We start from the raw sequence: 25,736 nt of genomic DNA on the forward strand, positions 1-25,736 counted from the left end.
CGGCGACCGGACGGGCGCCGCGCGGGTTACATGTCGTACTTGTTCAGGTCAAAGCCCAGCGCCTTGTACTGGCGCCAGCGCTCGCGCAGTGGTTCGCGCGCTTCCGGGTCGGCCGGGACCACTTCCAGCACGCGGTCGCAGGCCGCCAGGTAGGGATCGTCGCGCAGGTTGATCACCAGCGGCCGGGCCGGGGCCTCGGTGCCGGGAACGGCGATCAGCACCAGCGCCTCTTCCTCATCCATGTCTTCGCCGGCGATCTGGTGCGGGATGTAGGCATCGTTGTCGAACGCCCACAGCAGCTCGTCCAGCTCTTCGGCCTGGGCCTGGTCGCGTGCCAGCACCAAGGTGAACAACCCGGCGTCATTGGCCTTGCGGGCCAGTTCGCAGACCAGGCGCAATGGCTCGGTCAGGAAGCGGGGCTTGGCGATCAGGTAAAAATCAGCACGGGACATGGCAGGGCCTGGAGCGGAGGGAGAACCCGGCGCCAGGCCGGGCGGGATCGCGGCCACCCGCAGGCGGCCGCGATCGGGCAGGGCATCAGGCGCGGGCGACCTGGTCCAGCAGCCACTGGCTCAGCAGGCCGACCGGGCGGCCGGTGGCCATGCCGCGCTTGCCTTCGTCGCTGGCCACGCCGGCGATGTCCAGATGCGCCCAGCGCTGGCCTTCGGCGAACCGCGACAGGAAGCAGCCGGCGGTGATCGCACCGGCCCAGCGGCCGCCGATGTTGTAGATATCGGCGAAGCTGGAATCCAGCATCGGCTGGTACTCGTCCCACAGCGGCAGGCGCCAGGCGCGGTCGAACACGTGCTCACCGGCGGCCAGCAGCTCGTTGGCCAGGTCGTCGTGCTTGGTCATCAGGCCGGCGGTCTGGTGGCCCAGGGCGACCAGGCAGGCACCGGTCAGGGTGGCCACGTCGATCAGCGCGGCCGGCTCGAAGCGCTGCGCGTAGGTCAGGGCGTCGCACAGGATCAGGCGGCCTTCGGCGTCGGTGTTGCCCACTTCGATGGTCTTGCCCGACATCGAGGTGATCACGTCCGAGGGACGGTACGCGTTGCCGTCGATGGCGTTTTCGACCGCCGGCACCACCACCACCAGGTTCAGCGGCAGCTTGGCCGTGACGGCCGCGACGAAGGTGCCGATGACGTTGGCGCCACCGCACATGTCGTACTTCATCTCTTCGATGCCGCCCTGGGTCTTCAGGTTGACGCCACCGGTATCGAAGGTGATGCCCTTGCCGACCAGCACGTAGGGCTTGGCGTCGCCGCCGTTGTTCCACTTCAGCACGACCAGATGCGGGCGATTGGCCGAACCACGGGCCACGGCCAGCAGCGAACCCATGCCCAGCGCTTCCATCTGCTGCTCGTCCAGCACCTCCGCTTCGGCGCCTTCATGCGCCTGCGCGAACGCAACCGAGGACTCGGCCAGGTAGGCCGGGGTGCAGACGTTCGGCGGGAGGTTGCCCAGCTCGCGGGCGTACTGCACGCCGGCGGCGATGGCCTGGCCCTGGGCCAGCGCCTGGGTGTCGGTGCCGGCGATGGCCAGCGTGGTCAGGCCCGGCTCGTCGGCCTTCTTCTTGCCCAGCGTGGCGCTGTAGCGGTAGGCGGCGTGGTCGGCGGTGATGATGGCCTGGCGGATGTTCCAGGCGGCATCGCGGCCCTTGACCTCGATCTCGGTCAGGGTGAACAGCGCATGGTGGTTGACCCCGCTCTTCAGGGCGCGGCTGGCATCGCCGACCGCCTTGAGGTACTGCGGGACGCCGAACTTGGCCGGCTCGCCCAGCCCGACCACCAGCACGCGTGCGGCGGTGACGCCGGGCAGATCGTGCAGCAGGGTCGTGTTGCCGGTCTTGCCGCCCACGTCGCCGCGGGCGATCAGGGCCGACAGGCGGCCGCCGGACGCAGTGTCCAGGGCCTGTGCCGCCGGGCTCAGGGTCTGGTCGGCGTAGGCGCCGACGATGACGCAATCGCACTCGGCCGAGGCCGGCGATGCGTGGTTCAGGGTGAATTCCAGGGCCATTGATCAGATTCCGTTGGCAAATCCGTACAATCGCGAGCTGTTTACGTCCCGTCAGTAGACTGGGCAGCACCGCGAACGAATCCGAGAGTTTAAACCACCGCCCCATGTCGAAGCTCGATCGCTATCTCCTGCGTGATTTCGTCCAGAGTTTCCTGGCCACCCTGATCGTGTTGCTGGTGGTGAGCGTCGGCGGTGTCCTGGTGGACATCCTCGGCAACATCGCCGACGGCCGCCTGCCTGCCCGCCTGCTGTTCTCACAGCTGGGCCTGCAGTTCATCGTCTATATGCCGCTGATCCTGCCGCTGGCGCTGATGCTGGGCCTGCTGCTGGCCACGGCCCGGCTCTACCGGGATTCGGAAATGGCGGTCATCACCGCCATCGGCGTCGGCCCCAAGCGCCTGCTGCGCCCCCTGCTGATGCTGGTGGTTCCGGTGGTCGGCCTGATCGGGCTGTGCTCGCTGTGGCTGGGCCCTTGGGCCGACCGTACCGGTGAGAAGATGATCGACGAGGCCAACCGCAGCGTGGTCATGGCCGGCCTGGAGGCAGGCAAGTTCACCTCCCTGCCCAATGGCGGCGTGGTCTACCTGTCCTCGGTCTCGCCCGACGGTACCCAGCTGGGCAAGGTCTTCATGCAGCGCCAGAAGGACGACACCATCGAGGTGATCTCCGCCGATCGTGGCCGGATGTACTTCGAAGGGGCCAAGCAGCGGTACCTGGAGCTCGACGAGGGTCATCAGGTGCAGGGCCCGGCGAACGGCGCGCTGGACTACAAGCTGATGACCTTCGCCCGCAACGACGTGGCGATGCCCGACGGTGCCGAGACCCGCAAGGACGACGATCCCGAGCTGCTGCCGACCACGCAGCTGTTCGGCGATGAGCGCCCGGAGGCCCAGGCGCAGCTGCACTCGCGCATCGCCCCGCCGCTGATCGCGCTGGCCTTCGCCCTGATGACCCTGCCGCTGGCCCGCAGCTCACCGCGCCAGCAGCGCTACGGCCGGATGATGCTGGCCTTCCTGGCCTACATGGTGGGCATGAACCTGATGTTCATCGGCACCCGCTGGATCGCCGATGGCAAGCTGCCCGGCGCGGCGGGCCTGTGGTGGCTGACCCTGCCGCTGCTGGCGCTCGCGCTGTGGATGTATTTCCGCGACGGCAAACTGTCGCGTCCCCGGAGGACCGCATGACCCTGTTCCGCCCCATGCGGTTTGATCTGTATCTGGGCCGTGCCGTGTTCGGCACTGTCCTGCTGACCTGGGCCGTTCTGGTCGGCCTGGACGTGGTGATGGCCTTCTCCGGCGAGTTCAAGGATGTCGGCAAAGGCAGTTACACCCTCGGCCATGCCGCGGCCTGGGTGCTCTACACCGTGCCCCGCCGCGCCTATACCTTCTTCCCGACCGCCGCCGTGATCGGTGCGCTGATGGGCCTGGGCCAGTTGGCCGCCACCTCCGAACTGACCGCGCTGCGGGCGCTGGGCCTGTCGCGTAAGCGGCTGAGTGCTTCGGTGGCGATCGCGCTGTCGCTGATGACCGCGGTGATGGTGTTCAGTGGCGAGACGATCGGCCCGTGGGGACAGAGCAAGGCCGATGAGATCAAGGCCAGTGCCAAGTGGGGCAACAGCCTGAGTGCAGCCCGCTACTCGGGGGTGTGGGCACGCGAAGGCGACACCTTCCTCAATGCACAGAGCGGCGACGAGCAGCTGGAGTCCGGTGGCGGCACGCGGCTGGTGCTGCACGATGTGCGTCTGTACAAGATCGCCGATGATGGGCGTCTGGCCTCGCTGACCTATGCCACCACGGCCGAGCATGGCAAGAATGGTTGGGTGTTGAACAAGGTTCGCCGTGACACCTTCGGTGAGCGGTCGGCGACGCGCGAGAGTGTCGAGTCGGAGCCGTGGGCGTCGCGTCTGGATGCGGCGGCGTTGGCCAGTGGTATTTCCAAGCCGCGCAATCTGACGGCGTCGGATCTGCGGACCAGTATCGAGTACCGCAAGCGCAATGGTCTGGATTCGCGCGATTACGAGGATGTGTACTGGAGCCGATGGTTCTATCCGCTCAATGTGCTGGCGCTGTGTCTGGCGGCGGTGCCGTTCGCGTTCGGTTCGTTGCGCAGCGGTGGCATGGGCAAGCGGTTGTTCCTGGGCATTCTGTTTGCGTTGGGGTTCTGGTTGTTGCAGTTGTTCTTCGGGCGCATGGCGGGTGCGTTGAAGTTCGATTACCGGATTGCGTATGCGTTGCCGCCGATTGTGATGATGGTGGTGTCCGGGTTGTTGTTCCGACGTAAGTCGGGCTGATTCCTCTGCTCGAACGCCAGACGCCAGACGCCAGACGCCAGACGCCAAACGCCAGACGCCAAACGCCGAAGCCGAAGCCGAAGCCGAAGCCGAAGCCGAAGCCGAAGCGGCCTCCATGTGCTCTCGAGCTAGGCGCGACGGGCTCGCCATTCCGGGACCCGCCGCAAGTACGTCCATGTAGGCTCGTGTGCTGCCATCCATGGCAGCACACGGTCCCGGCCTGGCAATCCCGCCGCGCCTCCGACAGTGTGCTGGTGGGGGAGGGAGAGCAGCCGGGCATGGCCCGGCTCTACCGTTCTGATGGATTGGCGAAGTGTCGGGGTTTGTGTTCAATCTTGGCGACTGAGCGACTGAGCGACTGAGCAATTGATCGACGAAGCGATTGGTCGATTGATCGATTGAGCGAAGGCACGACTTCGCTATGAAAGTTGCGCTCTTTGGGCGTCTAGTGCGCGAGAGCTGGTGCTCCAAGCGAAACATCCGCTGCGCAACAAATCCGCTTTTACCAGCCGCACTTCGCAATCTGTCAATGCGGAGAGGCGCAGCCCATTTCAGGGCCGTAGTGCGCCATGGATGGCGCACTACGAGCTTACATGGACGTACTTGCAGCGGGCCCAGAAATGGGTTGCGCCTCTCCGCAAACGCACAGAAAACAGAGGCGCTGCTTTCAGCGCTGTTCTGGAAGGCGTTAGAGCGTCAGTGCGTGAGCGCGTCAGTACTTCGGCAGCCGCACAACCCGCGTCCTGCTGGCGCGGTCATGCCAGGTCAACCGCTGCCGATCCAGCAGCGCCCACCAGAACCCCAGGCCAGCCGCCAACACCGACAGCGACCCCACCGCATAGCGCCGCCACAACTGCCCGCGCGTCGGCAGCGTGCCGTCCAGCGAGACCACCTGCAACCGCCAGGGCCGCATCCCCAGCGTCTGTCCACCGCGGCGCCAACTCATCGTCGCGTACAGGCCTGTCACCACCCAGCAGCTCGCCCACAATGCCCACTGCCACGCACTGAACGGGGCGATGTTCTCCCGCTCTGCGTGACCGCTCACCGTATAGACCGCCACGAACACCGCCCCCAGCAACATCCACAGCGCCAGCGCGGGGAAGACGTCGTATAACAGGGACAACAGCCGCCACAGCAGCAACGAGGCAGGGCGGTCAGCAGCGGGGGACGACAGCGCGGTATCGGTCATGACCCGGAGCATACCCGGCCCGCTGCCCGCGTTCGATGGCCCACGCACGGTCTGCTCCGTATGCTGTGCGAATGTCCGATGCCACCACCCCCGCACTACGCCGCCAGCTCATCCAGCACCTGCCCGAGCTGCGCGATGACGACAACGTGCGGATCCAGCGCTTCCTTGACACGGCCTGGGCCGAGCACGGCCTGGCGCGGGCCAGTCTGGACAGTTACCGGCGCGATCTCGAAGGCCTCGCGCGCTGGCGTGATGGCGCTGCCGGGGGGCTGCCCGGTCTGGATCGCGCCGGGCTGTTCGATTACCTGGCCTGGCGCTCGCGCCATGGTTGGTCGCCGCGCAGCAACGCCCGCTTGCTGTCCGCGCTGCGGGCCTTCTTTGCCGATGCGGTCCGCCGCGGCGAGCGCAGCGATGACCCTAGCGCCTTGCTCGATCCGCCGAAGCTGCCCCGCCTGCTGCCCAAGGCGCTGGCCGAAAGCCAGATCGATGCGCTCTTGGCCAGTCCCGACATCGAGACGCCGCTCGGGCTGCGCGACCGCGCCATGCTGGAGTTGATGTATGCCGCGGGTCTGCGCGTCAGCGAACTGGTCAACCTGCCGGCCAATGCCGTGAACCTGCGCCAAGGTGTGCTACGCGTGACCGGCAAGGGCAGCAAGGAACGGCTGGTTCCGCTGGGGGAAGAATCCCAGCACTGGCTCGAACGTTATCTGGCTGAATCGCGCCCGCAGCTCACCGGCAAGCGCAACGTGCCGACGCCACAGGACGGCGCCGTGCCGATGTTCCTGGAGCCTTCCCTGCATCCCTTGAGCCGCCAGCAGTTCTGGGGGCTGGTGAAGAAGTACGCAGTGCTGGCCGGGATCGACCCCGCCCGGATCAGCCCCCACGGCCTGCGCCACAGCTTCGCCACCCACCTGCTCAACCGGGGCGCCGATCTGCGCGCCCTGCAGATGCTGCTCGGCCACAGTTCGCTGTCCACCACCCAGATCTACACGCTGGTCGCCCGCGAACACCTGCAGAAGCTGCACGCCAAGCACCACCCGCGCGGCTGAGAGGGTGTCCAACCCGGCCGCGCGTCACCGTTCCACTGCGGTCCAGCTGTGTGAGCAGGCAGCTGTGCGAGAATCCAGCCTGACTCCTTACACCGGAATGCTCGATGCTCCGTGTTGCCATTGCGGCGCTCTTCGGCGCGCTCAGCCTGACTGCCTGCGCGCAGCAACCGTCCGCCCCGGCGGCCAAATCCACTGCCGCGGCCCCGGCCGCTGCCGGCGATGCCGACCAGCGCGTGCGCGCCGCGCTCCAGCAGCTGGACCCCAACTTCAAGCCCGACTTCATCGGCGCGGCGCCGTTCCCCGGTTTCCGCGAGGTGTTGGTGGGTGGTCAGGTGCTGTACGTCTCCGATGACGGCCGCTACCTGATGCAGTCCCAGCCGTATGACATCCAGAACAAGGCGCCGGTCAGCAGCCAGGGCCTGCTCAGCTACCGCCGCAAGCTGCTTGACGGCGTGCCGCACAACGAGCGCATCGTGTTCGCTGCGCCGAATGCCAAGTACACCGTCAGCGTCTTCACCGACATCGAGTGCGGCTACTGCCGCAAGCTGCACCAGGACATCGCCGAGCTCAACCGCAACGGCATCACCGTGGAATACCTGGCATTTCCGCGCATGGGGCTGGGCAGCCAGGACTACACCGACATGATCTCGGTCTGGTGCGCGGCCGACCGCAAGCAGGCCCTGACCGCCGCCAAGACCGGCAAGGCCGTCCCCCCGAAGAACTGCACCAATCCGGTGGCCATGCAGTACAAGCTCGGCCAGCAGATGGGCGTCAACGGCACCCCGGCGATCTTCGCCGCCGACGGCACCCAGCTCGGTGGCTACCTGCCGCCGGCGCAGCTCAAGGCTGCGCTGGAGCGCGTCTCGGCAGGCGGCAGCCGCTGAAAACAGAACGCCCCGGCCAGGCCGGGGCGTTTTTCTGTCAGCGGAGGAGCGGCCTGCTCGATCAGCGAGGCCGCGTCCCGCGCGACGGGGTCACTTCAAGCCGTCACTGATCGCCTTGGTCAGGGTGCCCTGCGCATCATCGCCGCTGAACTCCCAGAAGAATGCGCCGCCCAGGCCCTGTGCTTTCACATAGCCCATCTTCTCGGTGACCATCGCGGGCGTATCCAGACTCCAGAACGTGGTGCCGTTGGAGATCCACGTGGCCTTGGCAACGTTGTCGGTGTACACCGGCCAGTTGAGGTTCTTGAGCACCTTCCAGTCTTCGATACCGGCTTCGTACGTGCCCGGTGCCGCGCCGCTGGCGCCCTTGTAGAGCCCGTTGTTGCCGCTGGCCACGCCGGTCCAGCCACGCCCGTAGTAGCCGATGCCCAGGTTCAACTTGTTGGCCGGCACCCCGCGGCTGAGGAAGGCTTCCATCGCATCGTTGCTGTTGTAGAGCTTCTGGTCGCCGGTGGAGGGATCAGCCGGTGAATCGAACAGTGCAGAGTGATGGTTGGTCTGCGGATCCCACGCGCCGTGGAAGTCGTAGGTCATCACGTTGATGAAATCCAGGTACGGGTGGTAGCTGGCCGGATCGGTCACACGGATCTTGTCCACGCCGGCACCGACCGCCACCGTCAGCAGCAGGCCGGGTCGCACCGCATCCAACTGGCGGCGGAATTCGGCCAGCAGCGCGGTGAAGTTGGCATTGTCGGCCGGCGTGCCGCAGCTCAGCCCGCACGCCACCGGGTACTCCCAGTCGATGTCGATGCCGTCGAACACGCCGAGCGCTGCGCCCGTGCCACCCGCGCCGTCGGCCACCGGCAGGTTGCCCTTGATGTACGCATCAATGCACGAGGCCACGAACGCCTGCCGGTTGGCCGGCTGCGCCGCGCTGGAGAAGCCGCGCGACCAGGTCCAGCCGCCCAGCGAGATCAGCACTTTCACGTTCGGGTGCTTGGCTTTGAGCTGCTTGAGCTGGTTCCAGTTGCCCCGCAGCGGCTGGTCCCAGGTGTCGGCGACGCCGCTCACGCTGGCACCGGCAGCGAAGGACTTGCCGTAATCGGCGTAGGCATCGCCGCCCACGCCGGTGTTCGGGTCGGAGGCCTGGGTCACGCCGACTTCGCAGCGGTTGTTGCGCACGTTGCCGAAGGCGTAATTGATGTGGGTCAGCTTCGCCGCCGAACCGCTGGTGTCGATGTTCTTGACCTGGTAGTTGCGGCCGTAGATGCCCCATTGGGTGAAGTAGCCGATCACCCTTTTGGTGCCCCCTCCGCCGCCACCGGCGGCTGTGGTCACGCTGATCGAGCCGCTCTGCGCCGAGGCATTGCCGGCGTTGTCGCGTGCCCGCACCGTGTAGGTATAGGCCGTGCTCGCGGCAAGACCGCCATCGGTGTACTGGGTGGCGCTGGGCGAGCCGACCAGGCTGCCGTTGCGGTACACGTCGTAGCCGGCCACACCGCTGCCACCGCTGTTGTCGGTGGCGGCGTTCCAGGCCAGGTTCACCGTCGTCGCGGTCCTGGACGGGGACGCCAGCCCGCCCGGGACGCTGGGTGGCGTGATGTCGTTGCTGGCCGCGGTGACGGTCACATTGACCGTGGCCGAGGAGGTCACGGCGTTGTTGTTGTCGGTGGCCACCGCCTTGAAGGTGTGGCTGCCGGCCGAGGCATTGCTCCAGACCGCGCTGTAGGGCGCGCTGGTGTCGATGCCCAACGAGGTGCCGCCGCGGAAGAACTCGACCTTGCTGATGCTGCCATCGGTGTCACTGGCAGTGGCGCTCACCGTGATGCTGCTGCCGGCGGTGAAGCTGGCCCCGGCGGCGGGCGAGGTCAGCGCGACGCTGGGCGGCTGGTTGCTGCCGCTGCCATCGCAGGCACCGAGGTTGGTGTAGTAGGGCGCACCGGCCGGGTGGTCGGGCGGGGCATTCCAGATGTCCTGGTTGGCGCGGTACAGCACGCCGCCTTTCTGCAGGGTCTGGCCAGCGAGGTAGATGGCGGCCCCGTTCCATTCGGGCACCCCGGTACAGTTCGCGGCCTGTACCAGCGTGGGCGTGCCGGCAGCAGCGGCCAAGGCCAGCGCCAGCAACCAGCGCCGTCGGCGCGGAAGCGGGGCGGGGGAGGAAAACGATGTCACTGCACGGCGCGCAATCGGGTCTGGCATGGTCGGTCTCCGATCAGGTGGGCGCATGCCGCCGGGATGGCGGCATGCGTGCAGCAGGTCCGGGCGCCGGTGAGAGAGGCCGGCAACGACATGGGGGACGGACAGCACCGGGCGCTGGGCCAGGTGGTGATAACGTTGTCATGTAATCCGCACGCAATCCGTGAACCAGCGCATGGTTCGGGTGTGAACACGCCTTGCCGCCTTCCAGGCAGGCCGATCCCCTGGGCCGGGCCGCGGCGGCCGACTTGGGTACAATAGTGGGCCCCGTTCCCAACCACGGTTCCCCGGACATGATGGTCCTCGAGGGCGCATCCGCCCTTTCGCCGTTCCGCCGCGAACGTCTTGAATCCCGCCTGCAGTCCCTGGCCGCCGATCTGCGCATCACCGGTGCCTGGCATGTCTACTTCATCCAGACCGAGGGCGATGCGGCCCCGGACCCGGTGATCCTGAGCCGGATCCTGGAAGCCCAGCCGACCCTGGCCGGGCGTGAGGACGGGGCGGTCTCGCGCTTCGTGGTGCCGCGGTTGGGCACGCTGTCGCCGTGGTCGAGCAAGGCCACCGAGCTGGTCCGGGGTGCCGGGCAACCGATCCGCCGGGTCGAACGTGGCCTGCGCATCGATCTGGCTGGCTGGCCGGCCGACGCCGCCGCGCAGGAAGCGGTGATCCGCGCGCTGCACGACCCGATGACCCAGTCCGTGCTGGCCGAGACCGCCCAGGCGCAGGCGCTGTTCAGCGCCCCGGCGCGCGGTGAGCTGGAACGGATCGCCCTGGAGGATCTGGAAGCAGCCAACAGCCGCCTCGGCCTGGCCATGGCCCAGGATGAGATCGACTACCTGCGCCAGCGCTTCGGCGAACTGGGCCGCAAGCCGTCGGACGTGGAACTGATGATGTTCGCGCAGGCCAACTCCGAGCACTGCCGCCACAAGATCTTCAATGCCAGCTGGACCATCGACGGTGCCGACCAGTCGCACTCGCTGTTCCGGATGATCAAGAACACCCACCAGCAGACCCCGCAGCACACGTTGAGCGCCTACAGCGACAACGCCGCGGTGGTGGCCGGCTTCCCGGCCGCGCGCTATCGCCCGGATCCGGCCACCGGCCAGTACCGCAGCGAGGCCGTGGTCGATTCGGCGTTCTGCATCAAGGTGGAAACGCACAACCACCCGACCGCGATCGCCCCGTTCCCGGGTGCGGCCACCGGTGCGGGCGGTGAGATCCGCGATGAAGGCGCGACCGGCCGCGGCGGCAAGCCCAAGGCCGGCCTGACCGGTTTCTCGGTCTCGCACCTGCGCATCCCGACCCTGCCGCAGCCGTGGGAAGCGCCGCGCGCGCTGAACCCGCGCATGGCCCCGGCGCTGGACATCATGCTGGACGGTCCGCTCGGCGGCGCCGCGTTCAACAACGAGTTCGGCCGCCCGAACCTGCTCGGCTACTTCCGCAGCTTCGAACTGCCCGAAGGCGAGGGCCTGACCCGCGCCTACGACAAGCCGATCATGCTGGCCGGTGGCCTCGGCGCGATCGACCAGAACCAGGTCGAGAAGCTGCGCCTGCAGCCCGGCGATGCGGTGATCGTGCTGGGTGGCCCGGCGATGCTGATCGGTCTCGGCGGCGGTGCTGCCAGTTCGGTGGCCTCCGGTGAGAGCGCCGAAGACCTCGATTTCGCCAGCGTGCAGCGCGACAACCCGGAAATGGAGCGTCGCTGCCAGGAAGTGATCGACCGCTGCGTCGCGCTCGGTCTGGACAACCCGATCCGCTGGTTCCATGACGTGGGCGCCGGTGGCCTGTCCAACGCGATTCCCGAGTTGCTGCATGACTCCGGCGTCGGCGGTGTGATCGATCTGGGCAAGGTGCCCGCCGATGACCCGTCGCTGTCGCCGATGCAGCTGTGGTGCAACGAATCGCAGGAACGCTACGTGCTCGGTGTGCCGCAGGCACGCCTGGCCGAGTTCGCCGCGCTGTGCGCGCGCGAACGTTGCCCGTTCGCCGCCGTTGGTGTCGCCACCGCTGAAGAGCGGCTCGTCGTGGCGTACGGCGCCACCGTGGGCAATACCCCGGTGGATGCCCCGATCGATCTGCCGATGGACGTGCTGTTCGGCAAGGCGCCGAAGATGCACCGCGACACCGTGCACCCGGCGGCACCGCGCTGGCCGGCGCTGAAGACCGCCGGGCTGGACCTGCATGAAGCCGGTCTGCGCGTGCTGGCCCATCCCTCGGTGGCCTCGAAGAACTTCCTGGTCACCATCGGTGACCGCAGCGTCGGTGGCCTGACCGCACGCGAACAGATGATCGGACCGTGGCAGCTGCCGCTGGCCAACGTCGCCATCACCCTGGCCGGGTTCGACACCGTCGCCGGTGAAGCGATGTCGATCGGCGAGCGCACCCCGCTGGCGCTGCTGGATGCCGCCGCGTCGGCGCGCATGGCGGTCGGTGAAGCGATCACCAACCTCTGTGCGGCGCCGGTGGATGCACTGGAAACGGTGAAGCTGTCTGCCAACTGGATGGCCGCGGCTGGCCATCACGGCGAAGACGCGCTGCTGTATGACGCGGTGCGTGCGGTCGGCATGGAGCTGTGCCCGCAACTGGACCTGAGCATTCCGGTCGGCAAGGACTCGCTCTCCATGCAGGCGCAGTGGCAGGACAACGGCCAGGCGCACAAGTCGGTGTCGCCGGTGTCGCTGGTGATCTCGGCGTTCGCGCCGGTGGCCGATGCGAGCGGCCAGCTGACCCCGCTGCTGGACCGTGACGCGGACAGCGAGTTGTGGCTGATCGGCCTGGGCGCCGGCAAGCAGCGCCTGGGCGGCTCGATCCTGGCCCAGGTGCACGCCGACCATTCCGCGCTGCCGGCCTTCGCCGGTGCCGTGCCGGATCTGGACGATGCCCAGCGCCTGCGCGCTTTCTTCGAACTGATCCGCGATGCGCGGCAGTCTGGCCTGCTGTTGGCCTACCACGACCGCAGCGATGGCGGTGCGTTCGCCGCGCTGTGCGAAATGGCCTTCGCCTCGCGCCTGGGCCTGGACATCACGCTGGATGCCTGGGGCGATGATCCGTTCCGCAGCCTGTTCAATGAAGAGCTGGGTGCGGTGGTGCAGATCGCCAAGGAAGACCGCGCCGCGTTCGCCGATCTGGTCGAACGTCATGCACTGACCGAATGCGCGCAGCGCATCGCGCGTCCGACCACCGCCCCGGTGGTGCGTGTCTCGCTGCAGGGCGAAAGCCTGGTCGAGTGGCGCTGGGAAGCGCTGTTCGATGCCTGGTGGTCGGTCACCCATGCCATGCAGAAGCTGCGCGACAACCCGGACAACGCCGACCAGGAGCGTGCGATCGCGCGCAACTTCAACGCGCCGGGCCTGAAGCCCAAGCTGACCTTCGATATCAACGAAGACGTGGCGATGCCTTTCATCAACACCGGCGCGCGTCCGCGCGTGGCGGTGCTGCGCGAGCAGGGCGTCAACGGCCAGATCGAAATGGCGAACATCTTCGAACGTGCCGGCTTCAGTTCGTTCGACGTGCACATGAGTGATCTGATCGAAGGCCGTGTCGCACTGACCGATTTCACCGGTCTGGTGGCCTGTGGCGGCTTCAGCTACGGCGACGTGCTCGGTGCCGGCCGCGGCTGGGCCACCTCGGTGCTGGAGCGCAGCGCGCTGCGGGATGCCTTCGCCGCGTTCTTTGCCCGCGAAGACAGCTTCGCCTTGGGCGTGTGCAACGGCTGCCAGATGATGAGCCAGCTCAAGGACATCATCCCCGGTGCCGAGCACTGGCCGCAGTTCCGTCGCAACCGCAGCGAGCAGTTCGAAGCGCGCACCGCGCTGCTGGAAGTCGTGGAATCGCCGTCGATCCTGCTGCGTGGCATGGCCGGCTCGCGCCTGCCGGTCGCGGTGGCGCATGGCGAAGGCCAGGCGGTGTTCGCCACGGCGGTCGATCAGGCTGCGGCGCGCGTGTCGCTGCGTTACATCGATGGCGATGGCAACGTGGCCAGCCAGTACCCGCTGAATCCCAACGGCTCGCCCGATGGCATCACCGGCCTGACCACCACCGATGGCCGCACCACGATCATGATGCCGCACCCGGAACGTACCCCGCGTGCGATCAACCACAGCTGGCATCCGGACGATTGGAACGGCGATTCGCCGTGGCTGCGGATGTTCCGCAACGCAAGAGTATGGTGCGGCTGATACTGCGCACCGCATCGAAATCGGCGCGGTGAAAATCGCGTGAAGAAACCGCCGGCCTGTCCGGCGGTTTTCTTTTATGCGGTGCACAAACTGATCGGGAGCAATGAGTTACACGGCGTTACAACGTGAAAATCCGCTATATCGTTTGCTCACATGCAGCTAACAAAAAGGCGCAATAACGCGGCGGTTTTGTGACGAGTGACACGGTCATATGAAAATCAACGTCAAAGTCTTGACGTCATTGAACCTGTACGTTAACACTGCATCCTCATTTCGACAGCGTTCAGTTCCACAGTAACCGCATGGATGGCGAGCACGCTGTAGGTATCTGCCAGCCATTGCGCACAACGCAGTAAATCAAGCGAAAAAACGCCCCCAGGGGACGTTGGACCACGCGGTCCGGCGTTGGCGTCGCTTTGCCTAAAACCAGCCTAATCAGGAGCCGCATCGATGAATCGGATTTATCGCAAGGTCTGGAACAAAGCACTGGGGCAGATGGTCGTCGCCTCGGAATTGGCCAGCAGCCAGTCCTCGGGTGTCGTCATCGATCAACGCCGAACCGCTGGCGGACGCAACACCGCACTGCTCTCGGCCGCCATCGCGTTGACGCTGGGATTGGGCGTGGCAGGCGCCACGCAGACAGCGCACGCGCAGTCGGTGGAAGTGGGTGGGAATGCGAACTGCGTGGTCCTGAACAGCAAGGTCATCGACAGCTGCGTGGTCGATGGCAACGCCACGGCCTCGGGCACCAACGCGGTCGCGATCGGCAGCAACAGCACCGCCTCCGGCACCAACAGCGTGGCGCTCGGCGCCGGCTCCAAAGCCAACCGCGCCAACACCGTGTCGGTGGGTGATGCCGGCAAGGAGCGCCAGGTCACCAACGTCGCCGCCGGCACCGCCGCTACGGATGCGGTGAACAAGGCGCAGCTGGACAAGGTGGCGGTCGCCGCCGAAGGCGCGACCCGCTATTTCAAGGCCGATGGTGACGGCACCGGCGCCGATGCGGCGACGATCGATGGCGAGGGTGCACTGGCCGCAGGTTCCAGCGCCAACGCCGATGGCGACGGCGCAACGGCCCTGGGCAACAGCAGCCAGGCGATCGGCAATGCCACCACTGCCGTTGGCAACCAGGCACTCGCGGTTGGCCTCGGTGCAAGTTCGTTCGGCCAGGGCAGCATGGCCTTCGGTGATGCCAGCATCGCGCTCGGCCAGAGCGCGGCGGCATTTGGTCTGGGCGATGTCGCCCTGGGTGCATCAGCGGTAGCGGCCAGTGAGAACGGTGCGGCAACGGCGATCGGTGGTCTGGCCGAAGCCAGCGCCGATGGCGCGACCGCGATCGGCGGTGGCGCACTGGCCATCGGGCCGGGCAGCACCTCGCTGGGCCGTGGTGCGGCCAGTGCCGGTGAGGCCTCCGTGGCAGTCGGCGCCTTCAGCGTTGCGGTGGCGGATTTCAGCGCAACGCTCGGCGCGAATTCTGCGGCCGTCGCGGTGGGCAGCGTGGCGCTCGGCGCCGGCTCCTACGCCGACCGGGTCGATACCGTGTCGGTCGGCAATGCCGAGAACGGCCTGCGTCGCCAGATCACCAATCTTGCCGATGGCACCGAAGACAGCGATGCGGTGAACAAGGCCCAGCTCGACGCGGTTGGCGCGGTTGCCGCCAACACGGACACGTATTTCCAGGCCACCGGCAGCAGCGACAGCGATGCCGGTGCGCTTGCGGCAGGCGATAACGCGACCGCGATCGGCGAGGCGTCCAACGCGCTGGCCGACGGCGCGACCGCGCTCGGCAGCGGCGCCACGGTCACTGCGCAGAACGCGACGGCCGTCGGCTACAACGCCAGCGCTACCGGTCAGAACAGCGCCGCCTTCGGCACCAACGCGCAGGCCAACGGCCCGGGCAGCGTGGCCGTGGGCGGGGCCGCGGTGGATGCCGATGGCAACCCGCTGATCACCAACGGCGGTGTGCCGGTCGATACCGGTGCAACCAGCGCCGGCGTCGGTGGCACGGCAGTGGGCGCGAGTGCGGAAGCCGCAGGCTTCGCGTCGTCGTCGTACGGTGTGGGTGCGTATGCCTCAGGTGCACAGGCGTCGGCATTCGGCGCGGTCTCCAATGCCACCGGCGACTACGCCACGGCGGTCGGTACGCAGAGCGTGGCGACCGGTAACAGCAGTACCGCCATCGGCGGTCCGGCGGATCTGCTGCCGGGGCTGGGCTTCTTCGTGCAGACCCAGGCCAGTGGCGAAGCAGCCACGGCGGTCGGTGCCGGCGCGATCGCCAGTGGCGATTACGCCGTGGCCAACGGCACGTTGAGCGAAGCTTCCGGCACGGAAGCCACGGCCGTGGGCTACTTCGCCTACGCCCCGGGCGAAGGTGCTACCGCACTCGGTGCGGAAACCTGGGCCAGCGGTGAGCTGAGCACGGCGGTCGGTTTCTACAGCACCGCACGCGGCGCCAACAGTGTCGCCCTGGGCGCCAATTCCACCGCTACCCGTGCCAACACGGTCTCGGTGGGTGACGTCGGCAACGAGCGCCAGATCACCAGCGTCGCGGCCGGTACCGAAGCCACGGACGCGGTCAACAAGGCGCAGCTTGATGCGGTTGCGACCTCGGCCTCGGCGACCTCGGCGCAGTTCAAGGCGAACGGTGCGGCCAGCGGTGCGGTCGGTGCCTTCGCCGAGGGCGAGGATGCATTGGCAGCGGGTGAAGCCAGCAATGCACTGGGCGCCGGTGCCACCGCTGTGGGCGGTGGTGCAACCGCGGTCGGCGACGACACGGTGGCCTTGGGCCGCAACAGCAGCGCCACCGGCAACGGCAGTGTCGCCATTGGTGGCCTCGGCCAGGCGTATGACGAATACAACCAGCCGCTGATCGATGACCAGGGCAATGCGATCCTGATCGGTGCCACCGCGGCGCCGGACAGCGTGGCGGTCGGTGCCGGTGCACAGGCCACCGGCACGACCAGCAATGCGTTCGGCAGTGGCGCGCAGGCCACCGGCAGCAACAGCCTGGCCAGTGGCTACAAGGCACGCGCCACCGGCGATTACAGTGTGGCGCAGGGCGACAACGCCTTCGCCAGCGGTGAAGAAACCACCGCAACCGGCGCATATGCGTGGGCCACCGCGGATGGCGCCACCGCCTTCGGTTCCAGTGCGTGGGCCACCGAGGCCAACGCCACGGCGGTGGGTCAGTCAGCGTGGGCCAGCGGTACCGGGTCCACCTCGATCGGCTACAACAGCTGGGCACGCGGCAGCAGTTCCACCGCGCTTGGCCGCGGTGCCTTCGGCTACGGCGACAACAGCGTCGCCGTCGGCTTCCAGGCGCTCGGCAACAGCATCAACAGCATCGCCATCGGCACCAACGTGGTGGCCGGCGGTGAAAGCGCGATCGGTATCGGTGCGGGCAGCAATGCCAGTGCGTCCAATACCGTGGCGCTCGGCGCGGGTTCGGTCGCCGACCGTGCCTACACCGTCTCGGTCGGCAACGATGGCCGGCAGCGCCAGATCACCCAGGTTGCCGCCGGGACCGAGGGCAGCGATGCCGTCAATCTGGACCAGCTGACCGCCGCGACGGACCAGTTCCAGGCCAGCGGTGACGGTGTTGCCGTCGCAGGTGGCGAGGAGAGTGTGGCCGCCGGTGCAAACGCGGCGACCGACGGCGATTACGCCACTGCGGTCGGTTCGAGCAGCTTCGCAGCCGGCACCGGTGCATCGGCGATCGGCAGCGGCGCCTTTGCCTTGGCCGACAACGCCAGTGCCGTCGGCTTCAATGCCGTCGCCAGCGGTGCCAACGCAAGCGCTACGGGCGCCAACGCACAGGCGACCGCCGAGTACGCGACGGCAAGCGGTGCGGAAAGCCTGGCTTCCGGCGAGCAGAGCACCGCGACCGGTGCGGCCAGCGTTGCCTCCGGTGCCGGCAGCCTGGCCGGTGGCGCGCTGTCCGATGCGGCCGGTGAGGAGTCGGTGGCCTTGGGTTACTTCAGCAGCGCCAGCGGTGATGGTGCGACGGCCGTCGGTGCCGAAAGCGTGGTCAGCGGCACCCTCTCGGCTGGTTACGGCTTCGCCTCCGAAGCGACGGCCAGCTACACCACCGCGATCGGCGGTTATGCGGTGGCCTCGGCCTTCAACGCGACCGCGTTGGGCAGCTTCGCGCAGGCGACCGGCTCCAACAGCGTGGCGCTCGGCGGTGATGCCGAAGCGTCCGGTGCGTACAGCACCGCCACCGGCCAGGGCAGCCTGGCCAGCGGTACCAACAGCGTGGCCGTCGGTGGTGCGCTGTTCGGCCTGCTGCCTACTGAAGCATCGGGCAATTACTCCACGGCCGTTGGCGGCGGTGCATGGTCACCGGGCGTGAACAGCACCGCGCTCGGCAATGCGGCCACGTCCAGCGGTGCGAACAGCGTGGCGCTCGGTGCGGACTCGATCGCCGATCGCGATGACAGCGTGTCGGTGGGCAGTGCCGATGCGCAGCGCCAGATCACCAACGTCGCGGCCGGCACCGACGGCACCGATGCGGTGAACGTGAATCAGTTGAATGCAGTAGCCGATGCGGCCGCGACGACCAGCAAGTACTTCCAGGCCAGCGGCAGCGATGACAGCGACGCCGGTGCCTACGTGGAGGGCGACAATGCGCTGGCTGCTGGTGAGGCTTCCAATGCCATCGGCAACGGCGCCAGTGCGCTGGGCAGCGGCGCCACTGCCGTTGCCGACAACGCGACAGCCGTGGGCTTCAATGCGCTGGCAAGCGCTGAGGGGGCCGCAGCACTGGGCAGCGATGCGCAGGCGACCGGCGAAGACAGCGTGGCCGTCGGCAACGGCGCCAGCGCCAGCGAGATCGGTGCCAGCGCCACGGGTGCCGGCGCGCAGGCCGCAGGGGCCTACGCCACGGCCACCGGCAGCCAGGCCACCGCAGCGGGCCAGCAGACGACCGCCAATGGCTTCCGCGCCAGTGCGTCCGAAGCCGGTGCATCGGCCTTCGGCAGCTACAGCGAGGCGACGGGCCAGCTGTCCTCCGCGCTGGGCTACGGCGCGGTTGCCTCCAACGCCTACGCCGTCGCGGTGGGTGCAGCATCCACCGCGTCCGGCTCGGGGGCGGTGGCGGTCGGTGAATACTCCGAAGCCACCGGCGATGAGAGCGTGGCGATCGGTGGCACGACCTTCTTCGGTCTGCTGCCGTCGCGCGCCTCGGGTACGGGGGCATCGGCCTTCGGTGCAGGCGCCTGGGCGACCGATGACTACGCCACCGCGATCGGCTGGAACTCGTGGGCCGATGCAGGCAATGCCACCGCACTGGGCGCCAGTGCCAGCGCAGAAGGCGTGAACAGCGTCGCACTGGGTGCCGGGTCGGTCGCCGACCGTGACAATTCCGTCTCGGTCGGCACGGCCACCGCCCAACGCCAGATCACCAACGTCGCCGCCGGTACCGAAGGCACGGATGCGGTGAATGTCGATCAGCTCAATGCGGTCGCCGATGTGGCTGAAACCACCAGTCGCTTCTTCCAGGCGTCGGGCAGCGGTACTGGCGATGACGTCGGCAGCTACGTCGACGGTCCGTATGCCACCGCCGCGGGTGAGGCCGCCAACGCGTTCGGTACCGGCGCATCGGCCTATGGCAGCGGCGCGCTGGCCTCCGGCCGCAATGCGTCTGCGTCGGGCTTCAATGCGTCGGCAACGGCCGATTCGGCGACTGCGATCGGCGGTGCGCTGTACTACGAAGACGACAACGGCAACGTCCTGCTCGACCAGGCCACCAGCGCCAATGGCGTGGGCGCCACTGCACTGGGCGCCGGCGCACAGGCCGAGGGCAGCTTCAGCACCGCCACCGGCGCCGGTGCCACTTCGGCAGGACTGCAGTCCTCGGCCTTCGGCTACAGCGCCGAGGCCGGCAGTGACTACAGCACCGCCGTCGGTACCTTCAGCGCGGCCAGTGGGGTACGCACCACGGCGCTGGGCTACGGGGCCGAAGCCAGTGGTGATTACGCCTCCGCACTGGGCTGGGGCAGTGCCGCGTCGGGCAGCTACGCCAATGCGATCGGCTACGCATCGCAGGCCAGTGGCGACAACAGCGTGGCGGCCGGTTCCAATGCCTGGGCCACCGCTGCACGCACCACTGCGGTAGGGCAGCTGGCATGGGCGACCTCGCAGGGTGCGACGGCCATCGGCCAGGACAGCTACGCCTACAGCGGCATCAATGCCACGGCCTTGGGCACCAGCTCGTCCGCCAGTGGCGCAGGCAGCGTCGCGCTCGGCGCCGGTGCCCGCACCAGCGAGGCCAATGTGGTCTCGGTCGGTGGCGGCAACGGCACCACCGGCCCGGCGACGCGCCGGATCACCAATGTGGGCGATGCGGTCAATGCCAGTGACGCGGTGACCAAGTCGCAGCTCGATTCGGTCGCGGCCACCGCCGATGCAGTGGGCAAGCACTTCCAGGCCAGCGGCAGCGGCGTGGCCACGGCAAGCGGCAGCGATGCCCTCGCCGCCGGTTCCGGTGCCACCGCCAGTGCCACCCGCAGCAGTGCGCTGGGTACCGCAGCCGTCGCCTCGGCGACCGGGGCCACGGCCGTCGGCGCCGATGCCTCGGCACGCGGTGCCAACAGCACCGTGCTGGGGCGCCAGGCCTCGACCAACGCTACCAACGGTGTGGCGATCGGCAACGGTGCATTCGCCAGCAACGGGGCCAACAGCATCGCGATCGGTTCGGCGGCGGGTGTCTCCGGTGCCAACGCGGTGGCGCTGGGTGCCGGCTCGCGCGCGGTCGAAGCCAATGTGGTGTCGGTCGGCGGTGGCAATGGCACCGACGGTCCGGCCACGCGCCGCATCGTCAACGTCGGGGCCGGCCGTGTTGCCGCGGGCAGCACCGACGCGGTGACCGGCGGCCAGCTCAACACCACCAACCAGCGTGTGGGGGCAGTGGAAACCCAGGTCGGTGAGTTCGATTCCCGTATCGGCTCGGTCGAGAACGTCACCGCCAATGCGCTGACCTACGACGACAGCAGCCGCGACACGCTGACCCTGTCCGGGCTGCAGGGCACCACACTGGACAATGTCGGCAGCGGTTCCATCGCCTCCGGCAGCCGCCAGGCGATCAACGGTGGCCAGCTGTTCCAATCGCTGACCGATGTCGCCACCTTCCTCGGCGGCGGCGCCAGCGTGGGCATGCAGGGTGTGTTCGTGGCGCCGAACTATGTAATCCAGGGCGCGACGTACAGCAATGTCGGCGATGCACTTGGCGCACTGGACCGCAAGGTCAGCGATCTCGATCAGCGGGTTGCTGGCGGCAGCAGCAGTGCGCGTGCACGCACGGCGTCGCTGTCGACCGCCAGGGTGGCAGCGGACACCAGCGCAGCATCGGACACCGGTGCTGCGCCGGAGGCCAGCGTCGTCACTGCCGCCAGCGACACCGCCGTCGCCAGCGTGCAAGGGGCGCCGACCGCTGCGAGTGTCGGCAGCAGTCAGCCGATCAACGTGCCGACTGCCGCACCTGCCGCCGTCAATGCGGTGGTGATGGGGGACGGTGCGGTAGCCAGCGGCGCATCGGCCACAGCGATCGGCCAGGGCGCCACCGCGTCAGCCGCCAACTCGGTCGCGCTGGGCCAGGGCTCGGTCGCCGACCGCGCCGACACGGTCTCGGTCGGCAGTGCCGGCAACGAGCGGCAGGTCGCCAACGTCGCCGCCGGTACGCAGGCCACCGATGCGGTCAACAAGGGCCAGCTGGATGGCGGCATCGCGACCGCCAACAGCTACACCGACCAGCGCTTCACCTCGATGGCCGACAGCTTCGACATCTACAAGGGCGAGATCGATCAGCGCCTGCGTCACCAGGACCGTCGCATTGATCGCCAGGGCGCGATGAGCGCGGCCATGCTCAACATGGCCACCAGTGCCGCCGGCGTGCGTACCCAGAACCGCGTCGGTGTCGGCGTCGGCTTCCAGGGCGGCGAATCGGCGCTCTCGCTGGGCTACCAGCGCGCCCTCAGCGAGCGCGCCACGGTGACCCTGGGCGGTGCCTTCAGCAGTGATGACAGCTCGGTCGGCGTGGGCGCCGGCTTTGGCTGGTAAGCCGTTCCAACGCGGGGCCGTGCGCGGCCCCGCTGCAACGCAATGCAAGGCCTGAGGGGGCGGGTCACGGGAACCCTGGCCAGGGCCGGCCAGGGAGCTCGCATGGAGTGTTGGCCTGAACAGTCGTTTGATCCATGACCTTGAAGAGGACGTCAACGTGACCAGTAAGCAGAACCTTCGCATCAATGTGCTGGCAGCCGCCGTGCTGTCGTTGTCCGCAGGCGCCAGCGCCTATGCAGCCGGTCTGCCGGCCAAGGAACCGGTGCGCCAACCAGCCTCCGCCCAGGGCGCAGAGCGGATCATCGTCAAATACCGTGCCGGCACCGCAGCGGCCACGGACCGTTCGGCCAAGCTGACCACCGTGCAGTCGGCGGTTGCCCGCGCCAGTGTCGGTGGCTCCGCCGCCGGCCGTGCCAGTGCGGTGAACCCGCAGATCGTGCGCAAGCTCGGTGTCGGTGCTGATCTGATCCGCCTGCAGGGCCGGTTGAGCCCGGCCGAACTGCAGAAGGTGCTGGCCGAAATCAAGGCCGATCCTTCCGTGCAGTACGCCGAAGTGGACGTGAAGCTGCAGCGCACCGACGTGCGCCCGCGCGACGCGACCCCGCAGCTGGTGCCGAACGATCCGTACTACGCGCAGTACCAGTGGCATCTGAACAGCGCCACCGGCGGCATCAACGCGCCCGCCGCGTGGGATATCGCCCAGGGCGAGGGCGTGGTGGTGGCGGTGCTCGATACCGGCATCCTGCCGCAGCATCCGGATTTCTCCGGCAATCTGCTGGCCGGTTACGACTTCATCAGCGATGCGGAAACGTCGCGCCGCCCGACCGATGAGCGGGTCCCGGGTGCGCTGGATTACGGCGATTGGGTCGAGAACGACAACGAGTGCTATGCCGGCTCGCTGGCCGATGACAGCTCCTGGCACGGTACCCACGTCGCCGGCACGATCGCCGAGTCGACCAACAACGGTGTCGGCATGGCCGGTGTGGCATACAAGGCGCGCGTCCTGCCGGTCCGCGTCCTCGGCAAGTGCGGTGGCTATCTGTCCGACATCGCCGACGCGATCACCTGGGCCTCCGGTGGCACGGTGGCCGGCATCCCGGCCAACGCCAATCCGGCCGAGGTCATCAACATGAGCCTGGGTGGCGGCGGCGCGTGTGATGCGCTGTACCAGGACGCCATCAACGGCGCCGTGTCGCGCGGTACCACCGTGGTGGTCGCGGCCGGCAACTCGGCCTCCAACGCGGCCAACTTCCGTCCGGCCAGCTGCGCCAACGTGGTGTCCGTCGGTGCGACCCGCATCACCGGTGGCATCGCCTATTACTCCAACTTCGGCACGGCGGTGGACCTGTCCGGTCCGGGCGGCGGTGGCAGCGTGGACGGCAATCCGGGCGGCTACGTGTGGCAGTCCGGCTACAACGGCCTGACCACACCGACCTCCGGTGCCTACAGCTACATGGGCATGGCCGGTACCTCGATGGCGTCCCCACATGTGGCGGCGGTGGCGGCCCTGGTGCAGGGCGCGGTCGCGGCGGCCGGCAAGGATCCACTCACCCCGGGTGCGCTGGAAGCCCTGCTCAAGCAGACGGCACGGGCCTTCCCGGTCACCATTCCGACCGCCACGCCGATCGGCACCGGCATCGTGGATGCCAAGGCCGCCCTCGACAAGGCGCTGGAAGAAGAGTGCACCGAGAACTGCGGCCCGGTGGCCACGCCGCTGACCAACAAGGTCGCCGTCGGTGGCCTGAGCGGCGCCGGTGGCAGCGAAGTGCTGTACAGCTTCGAGGCGCAGGCCGGCAAGGTGCTGAGCCTGCTCACCTACGGTGGCAGCGGCAATGTGTCGGTGTACGTGAGCCAGGGCAAGGAGCCGACCGCGACCGCGTTCGATGCCAAGTCCTCGCGTCCGGGCAACAGTGAAACCGTGCGCTTCACCGCGCCGGTGGCCGGCACGTATTACATCAAGGTGGTCGGCGAGTCCGCGTTCAGCGGTGTGAGCATTCTTGCCAACCAGTAACTGAGCACTACCGCGAACGGGAGTCCGTCATGTGACGGGCTCCCGTTTTTACGTCTGGACCGCGGGCAATACCGCGTAGCATCGCAACGAACTGCTAAAGTCGCAGGGGTTGCCAGGAGAACATTCTTGAACGCGGTTGCCCAGGATCCCACTGCAGCATCTACAGCTGAATCGCGCATTGTTGCGGTATTGCTGGAGAAAGGTCGGCTGAAGGACAGCGACCTGGCACGCGCACGACCGCTGCACCGCGAATCCGGCGGCAGCCTGCTCGGTCTGCTGGTGCGGCTGGGGCTGGTCTCCGAGCGTGACCATGCACAGACCTGTGCCGAGGTGCTCGGCCTGCCGTTGCTCGATGCCAAGGCCGTGCCGGAAGCGCCGGCCGAAGCGCTGCTTGATGGGTTGCCGCTGACGCTGCGTTTCCTCAAACAATTCCATGTCTGTCCGCTGGCGCTGCAGGACGGCCTGCTGGATCTGTGGCTGTCCGATCCGCAGGATCCGTATGCGGCCGACGCGGTGCGGCTGGCGATGGGCCTGCCGGTGCGCCTGCACGTGGGTCTGCGCTCGGAGATCGATGATCTGATCGAGCGCTGGTTCGGCCAGGGCCGCAGCGCGATGGGCGCGATCATCGAAACTGCCGATGGGGAAGGTGCCGCCGTTGACGACATCGAGCACCTGCGGGATCTGGCCTCCGAAGCGCCGGTCATCCGGCTGGTCAATCTCATCATCCAGCGAGCGGTGGAACTGCGTGCGTCGGACATCCATATCGAGCCGTTCGAGAATCGCCTGAAGGTGCGTTACCGCGTGGATGGTGTGCTGATCGAAGGCGAAAGCCCGCCGGTCAATCTCACCGCCGCGGTGATCAGCCGCATCAAGATCATGGCGCGGCTCAACATCGCCGAACGCCGCCTGCCACAGGACGGCCGCATCATGCTGCGCGTGCAGGGCAAGGAGCTGGATCTGCGCGTGAGCACGGTGCCCACCGCGCATGGCGAAAGCGTAGTGATGCGTCTGCTTGATCGCGACACCGTGGTGTTCGATTTCCACCGGCTGGGCTTTACCGATGCGTTCCTGCCGCAGTTCCGCAAGGTGCTCGAGCAGCCGCACGGCATTCTGCTGGTGACCGGCCCGACCGGCTCGGGCAAGACCACTACGCTGTACACCGCACTGAGCCAGCTCAACACCGCCGACGTCAAGATCATCACCGTCGAAGACCCGGTCGAGTACCAGATCGAAGGCATCAACCAGATCCAGGCCAAGCCGCAGATCGGGCTGGATTTCGCCAATGCGCTGCGCAGCATCGTGCGCCAGGATCCGGACATCATCATGATCGGCGAAATGCGCGATCTGGAAACCGCGCGCATCGCGATCCAGTCCGCACTCACCGGCCACCTGGTGCTCTCCACGCTGCATACCAACAACGCCGCCGGTGGCATCACCCGCCTGCTGGACATGGGCGTGGAGGATTATCTGCTGACCTCCACCATCAACGGCATCCTTGCCCAGCGCCTGGTACGCCGCCTGGAGCCGCAGCATGCACAGCGCTATCCCGCCTCGCCGGAGGAGATCGAGAAGTTCGGCCTGCGCCGGCTGCAGCCGGAGGGCGAGATCTTCCTGTACCGCGCGCAACCCTCGGCGATCGCGCCGACCGGCTATCTCGGCCGGACCACCATCGTCGAGTTTCTGGTGATGAACGATGCGCTGCGCAGCGCGGTGATGCGTCGTGCCGGGATGGGCGAGATCGAGCAGATCGCGCGCGCGGCCGGCATGCGCACCATGTATGAGGATGGCCTGTCCAAAGCGCTGCAGGGCCACACCACGCTGGAAGAAGTGCTGCGCGTGACGGAGGAATCCTGATGCGTGCCTGCGGC

General features: G+C 67.8%; 12 protein-coding genes. 8 read left to right on the forward strand and 4 right to left on the reverse strand.

Features of this window, described 5'->3' with window-relative positions:
- Positions 1-26: 26 nt before the first annotated feature.
- A complete protein-coding gene (locus tag ACWV8V_RS16390) occupies positions 27-452 on the reverse strand; it encodes a DNA polymerase III subunit chi (RefSeq protein WP_019182556.1) in 426 nt (141 codons plus the stop codon).
- Positions 453-537: 85 nt separating this feature from the next.
- Positions 538-2,016 carry a leucyl aminopeptidase gene (locus ACWV8V_RS16395; protein ID WP_259261789.1) on the reverse strand — a complete coding sequence of 493 codons (1,479 nt, stop codon included), beginning with the start codon at positions 2,014-2,016 and terminating at the stop codon, positions 538-540.
- 104 nt (positions 2,017-2,120) lie between these two features.
- Here ACWV8V_RS16395 and lptF point away from each other — a divergent pair, with 104 nt between their 5' ends.
- Both lptF and lptG read left to right on the forward strand, forming a co-directional pair.
- Positions 2,121-3,200 (forward strand): LPS export ABC transporter permease LptF, encoded by a 1,080-nt coding sequence (gene lptF / locus ACWV8V_RS16400; protein ID WP_123731217.1) that lies wholly within the window; start codon positions 2,121-2,123, stop codon positions 3,198-3,200.
- Complete coding sequence (gene lptG / locus ACWV8V_RS16405) at positions 3,197-4,306, forward strand: LPS export ABC transporter permease LptG (RefSeq protein ID WP_259261790.1); 1,110 nt, start codon at positions 3,197-3,199, stop codon at positions 4,304-4,306. Before lptF ends, lptG begins: the two co-directional genes overlap by 4 nt.
- A gap of 712 nt (positions 4,307-5,018) precedes the next feature.
- Here lptG and ACWV8V_RS16410 read toward each other — a convergent pair.
- Positions 5,019-5,507, reverse strand: a complete 489-nt coding sequence (locus ACWV8V_RS16410) for an RDD family protein (RefSeq protein ID WP_455900308.1) — start codon at positions 5,505-5,507, stop codon at positions 5,019-5,021.
- 59 nt (positions 5,508-5,566) lie between these two features.
- Between ACWV8V_RS16410 and xerD the strand changes: the two genes are divergently transcribed.
- A complete protein-coding gene (xerD, locus tag ACWV8V_RS16415; protein ID WP_259261792.1) occupies positions 5,567-6,544 on the forward strand; it encodes a site-specific tyrosine recombinase XerD in 978 nt (325 codons plus the stop codon).
- Between the two features lie 104 nt (positions 6,545-6,648).
- On the forward strand, positions 6,649-7,428 hold the full coding sequence (locus tag ACWV8V_RS16420) for a thioredoxin fold domain-containing protein (protein WP_259261793.1): 780 nt from the start codon (positions 6,649-6,651) through the stop codon (positions 7,426-7,428).
- A 90-nt stretch (positions 7,429-7,518) separates the two neighbouring features.
- Here ACWV8V_RS16420 and ACWV8V_RS16425 read toward each other — a convergent pair whose 3' ends face one another.
- Entirely contained in the window at positions 7,519-9,627 is a 2,109-nt protein-coding gene (locus ACWV8V_RS16425) for a glycosyl hydrolase family 18 protein (RefSeq protein WP_455900235.1), read from the reverse strand.
- A gap of 290 nt (positions 9,628-9,917) precedes the next feature.
- On the opposite strand from ACWV8V_RS16425, the gene purL reads away from it, so the two are divergent.
- The 4 genes from purL to gspE all read left to right on the forward strand — a co-directional run bounded on the left by purL (position 9,918) and on the right by gspE (position 25,722).
- Positions 9,918-13,802, forward strand: a complete 3,885-nt coding sequence (purL, locus tag ACWV8V_RS16430; protein ID WP_455900236.1) for a phosphoribosylformylglycinamidine synthase — start codon at positions 9,918-9,920, stop codon at positions 13,800-13,802.
- Between the two features lie 450 nt (positions 13,803-14,252).
- Positions 14,253-21,857: an ESPR-type extended signal peptide-containing protein gene (locus ACWV8V_RS16435; RefSeq protein ID WP_455900237.1), complete on the forward strand. Its 7,605-nt coding sequence runs from the start codon at positions 14,253-14,255 to the stop codon at positions 21,855-21,857.
- A gap of 157 nt (positions 21,858-22,014) precedes the next feature.
- Entirely contained in the window at positions 22,015-23,868 is a 1,854-nt protein-coding gene (locus ACWV8V_RS16440) for a S8 family peptidase (RefSeq protein WP_455900238.1), read from the forward strand.
- Positions 23,869-23,994: 126 nt separating this feature from the next.
- On the forward strand, positions 23,995-25,722 hold the full coding sequence (gene gspE, locus ACWV8V_RS16445) for a type II secretion system ATPase GspE (protein ID WP_455900239.1): 1,728 nt from the start codon (positions 23,995-23,997) through the stop codon (positions 25,720-25,722).
- The last annotated feature ends 14 nt before the right edge of the window (positions 25,723-25,736 follow it).

It is taken from the genome of Stenotrophomonas sp. Ker107b (assembly GCF_053847245.1).

Coding starts and splice junctions, on each gene's coding strand:
- lptG (WP_259261790.1), top strand. CDS start 3,197: ATGACCCTGTTCCGCCCCATGCGGTTTGATCTGTATCTGGGCCGTGCC.
- ACWV8V_RS16420 (WP_259261793.1), top strand. CDS start 6,649: ATGCTCCGTGTTGCCATTGCGGCGCTCTTCGGCGCGCTCAGCCTGACT.
- ACWV8V_RS16410 (WP_455900308.1), bottom strand. CDS start 5,507: ATGCTCCGGGTCATGACCGATACCGCGCTGTCGTCCCCCGCTGCTGAC.
- lptF (WP_123731217.1), top strand. CDS start 2,121: ATGTCGAAGCTCGATCGCTATCTCCTGCGTGATTTCGTCCAGAGTTTC.
- xerD (WP_259261792.1), top strand. CDS start 5,567: ATGTCCGATGCCACCACCCCCGCACTACGCCGCCAGCTCATCCAGCAC.
- ACWV8V_RS16425 (WP_455900235.1), bottom strand. CDS start 9,627: ATGCCAGACCCGATTGCGCGCCGTGCAGTGACATCGTTTTCCTCCCCC.
- ACWV8V_RS16435 (WP_455900237.1), top strand. CDS start 14,253: ATGAATCGGATTTATCGCAAGGTCTGGAACAAAGCACTGGGGCAGATG.
- purL (WP_455900236.1), top strand. CDS start 9,918: ATGATGGTCCTCGAGGGCGCATCCGCCCTTTCGCCGTTCCGCCGCGAA.
- ACWV8V_RS16390 (WP_019182556.1), bottom strand. CDS start 452: ATGTCCCGTGCTGATTTTTACCTGATCGCCAAGCCCCGCTTCCTGACC.
- ACWV8V_RS16395 (WP_259261789.1), bottom strand. CDS start 2,016: ATGGCCCTGGAATTCACCCTGAACCACGCATCGCCGGCCTCGGCCGAG.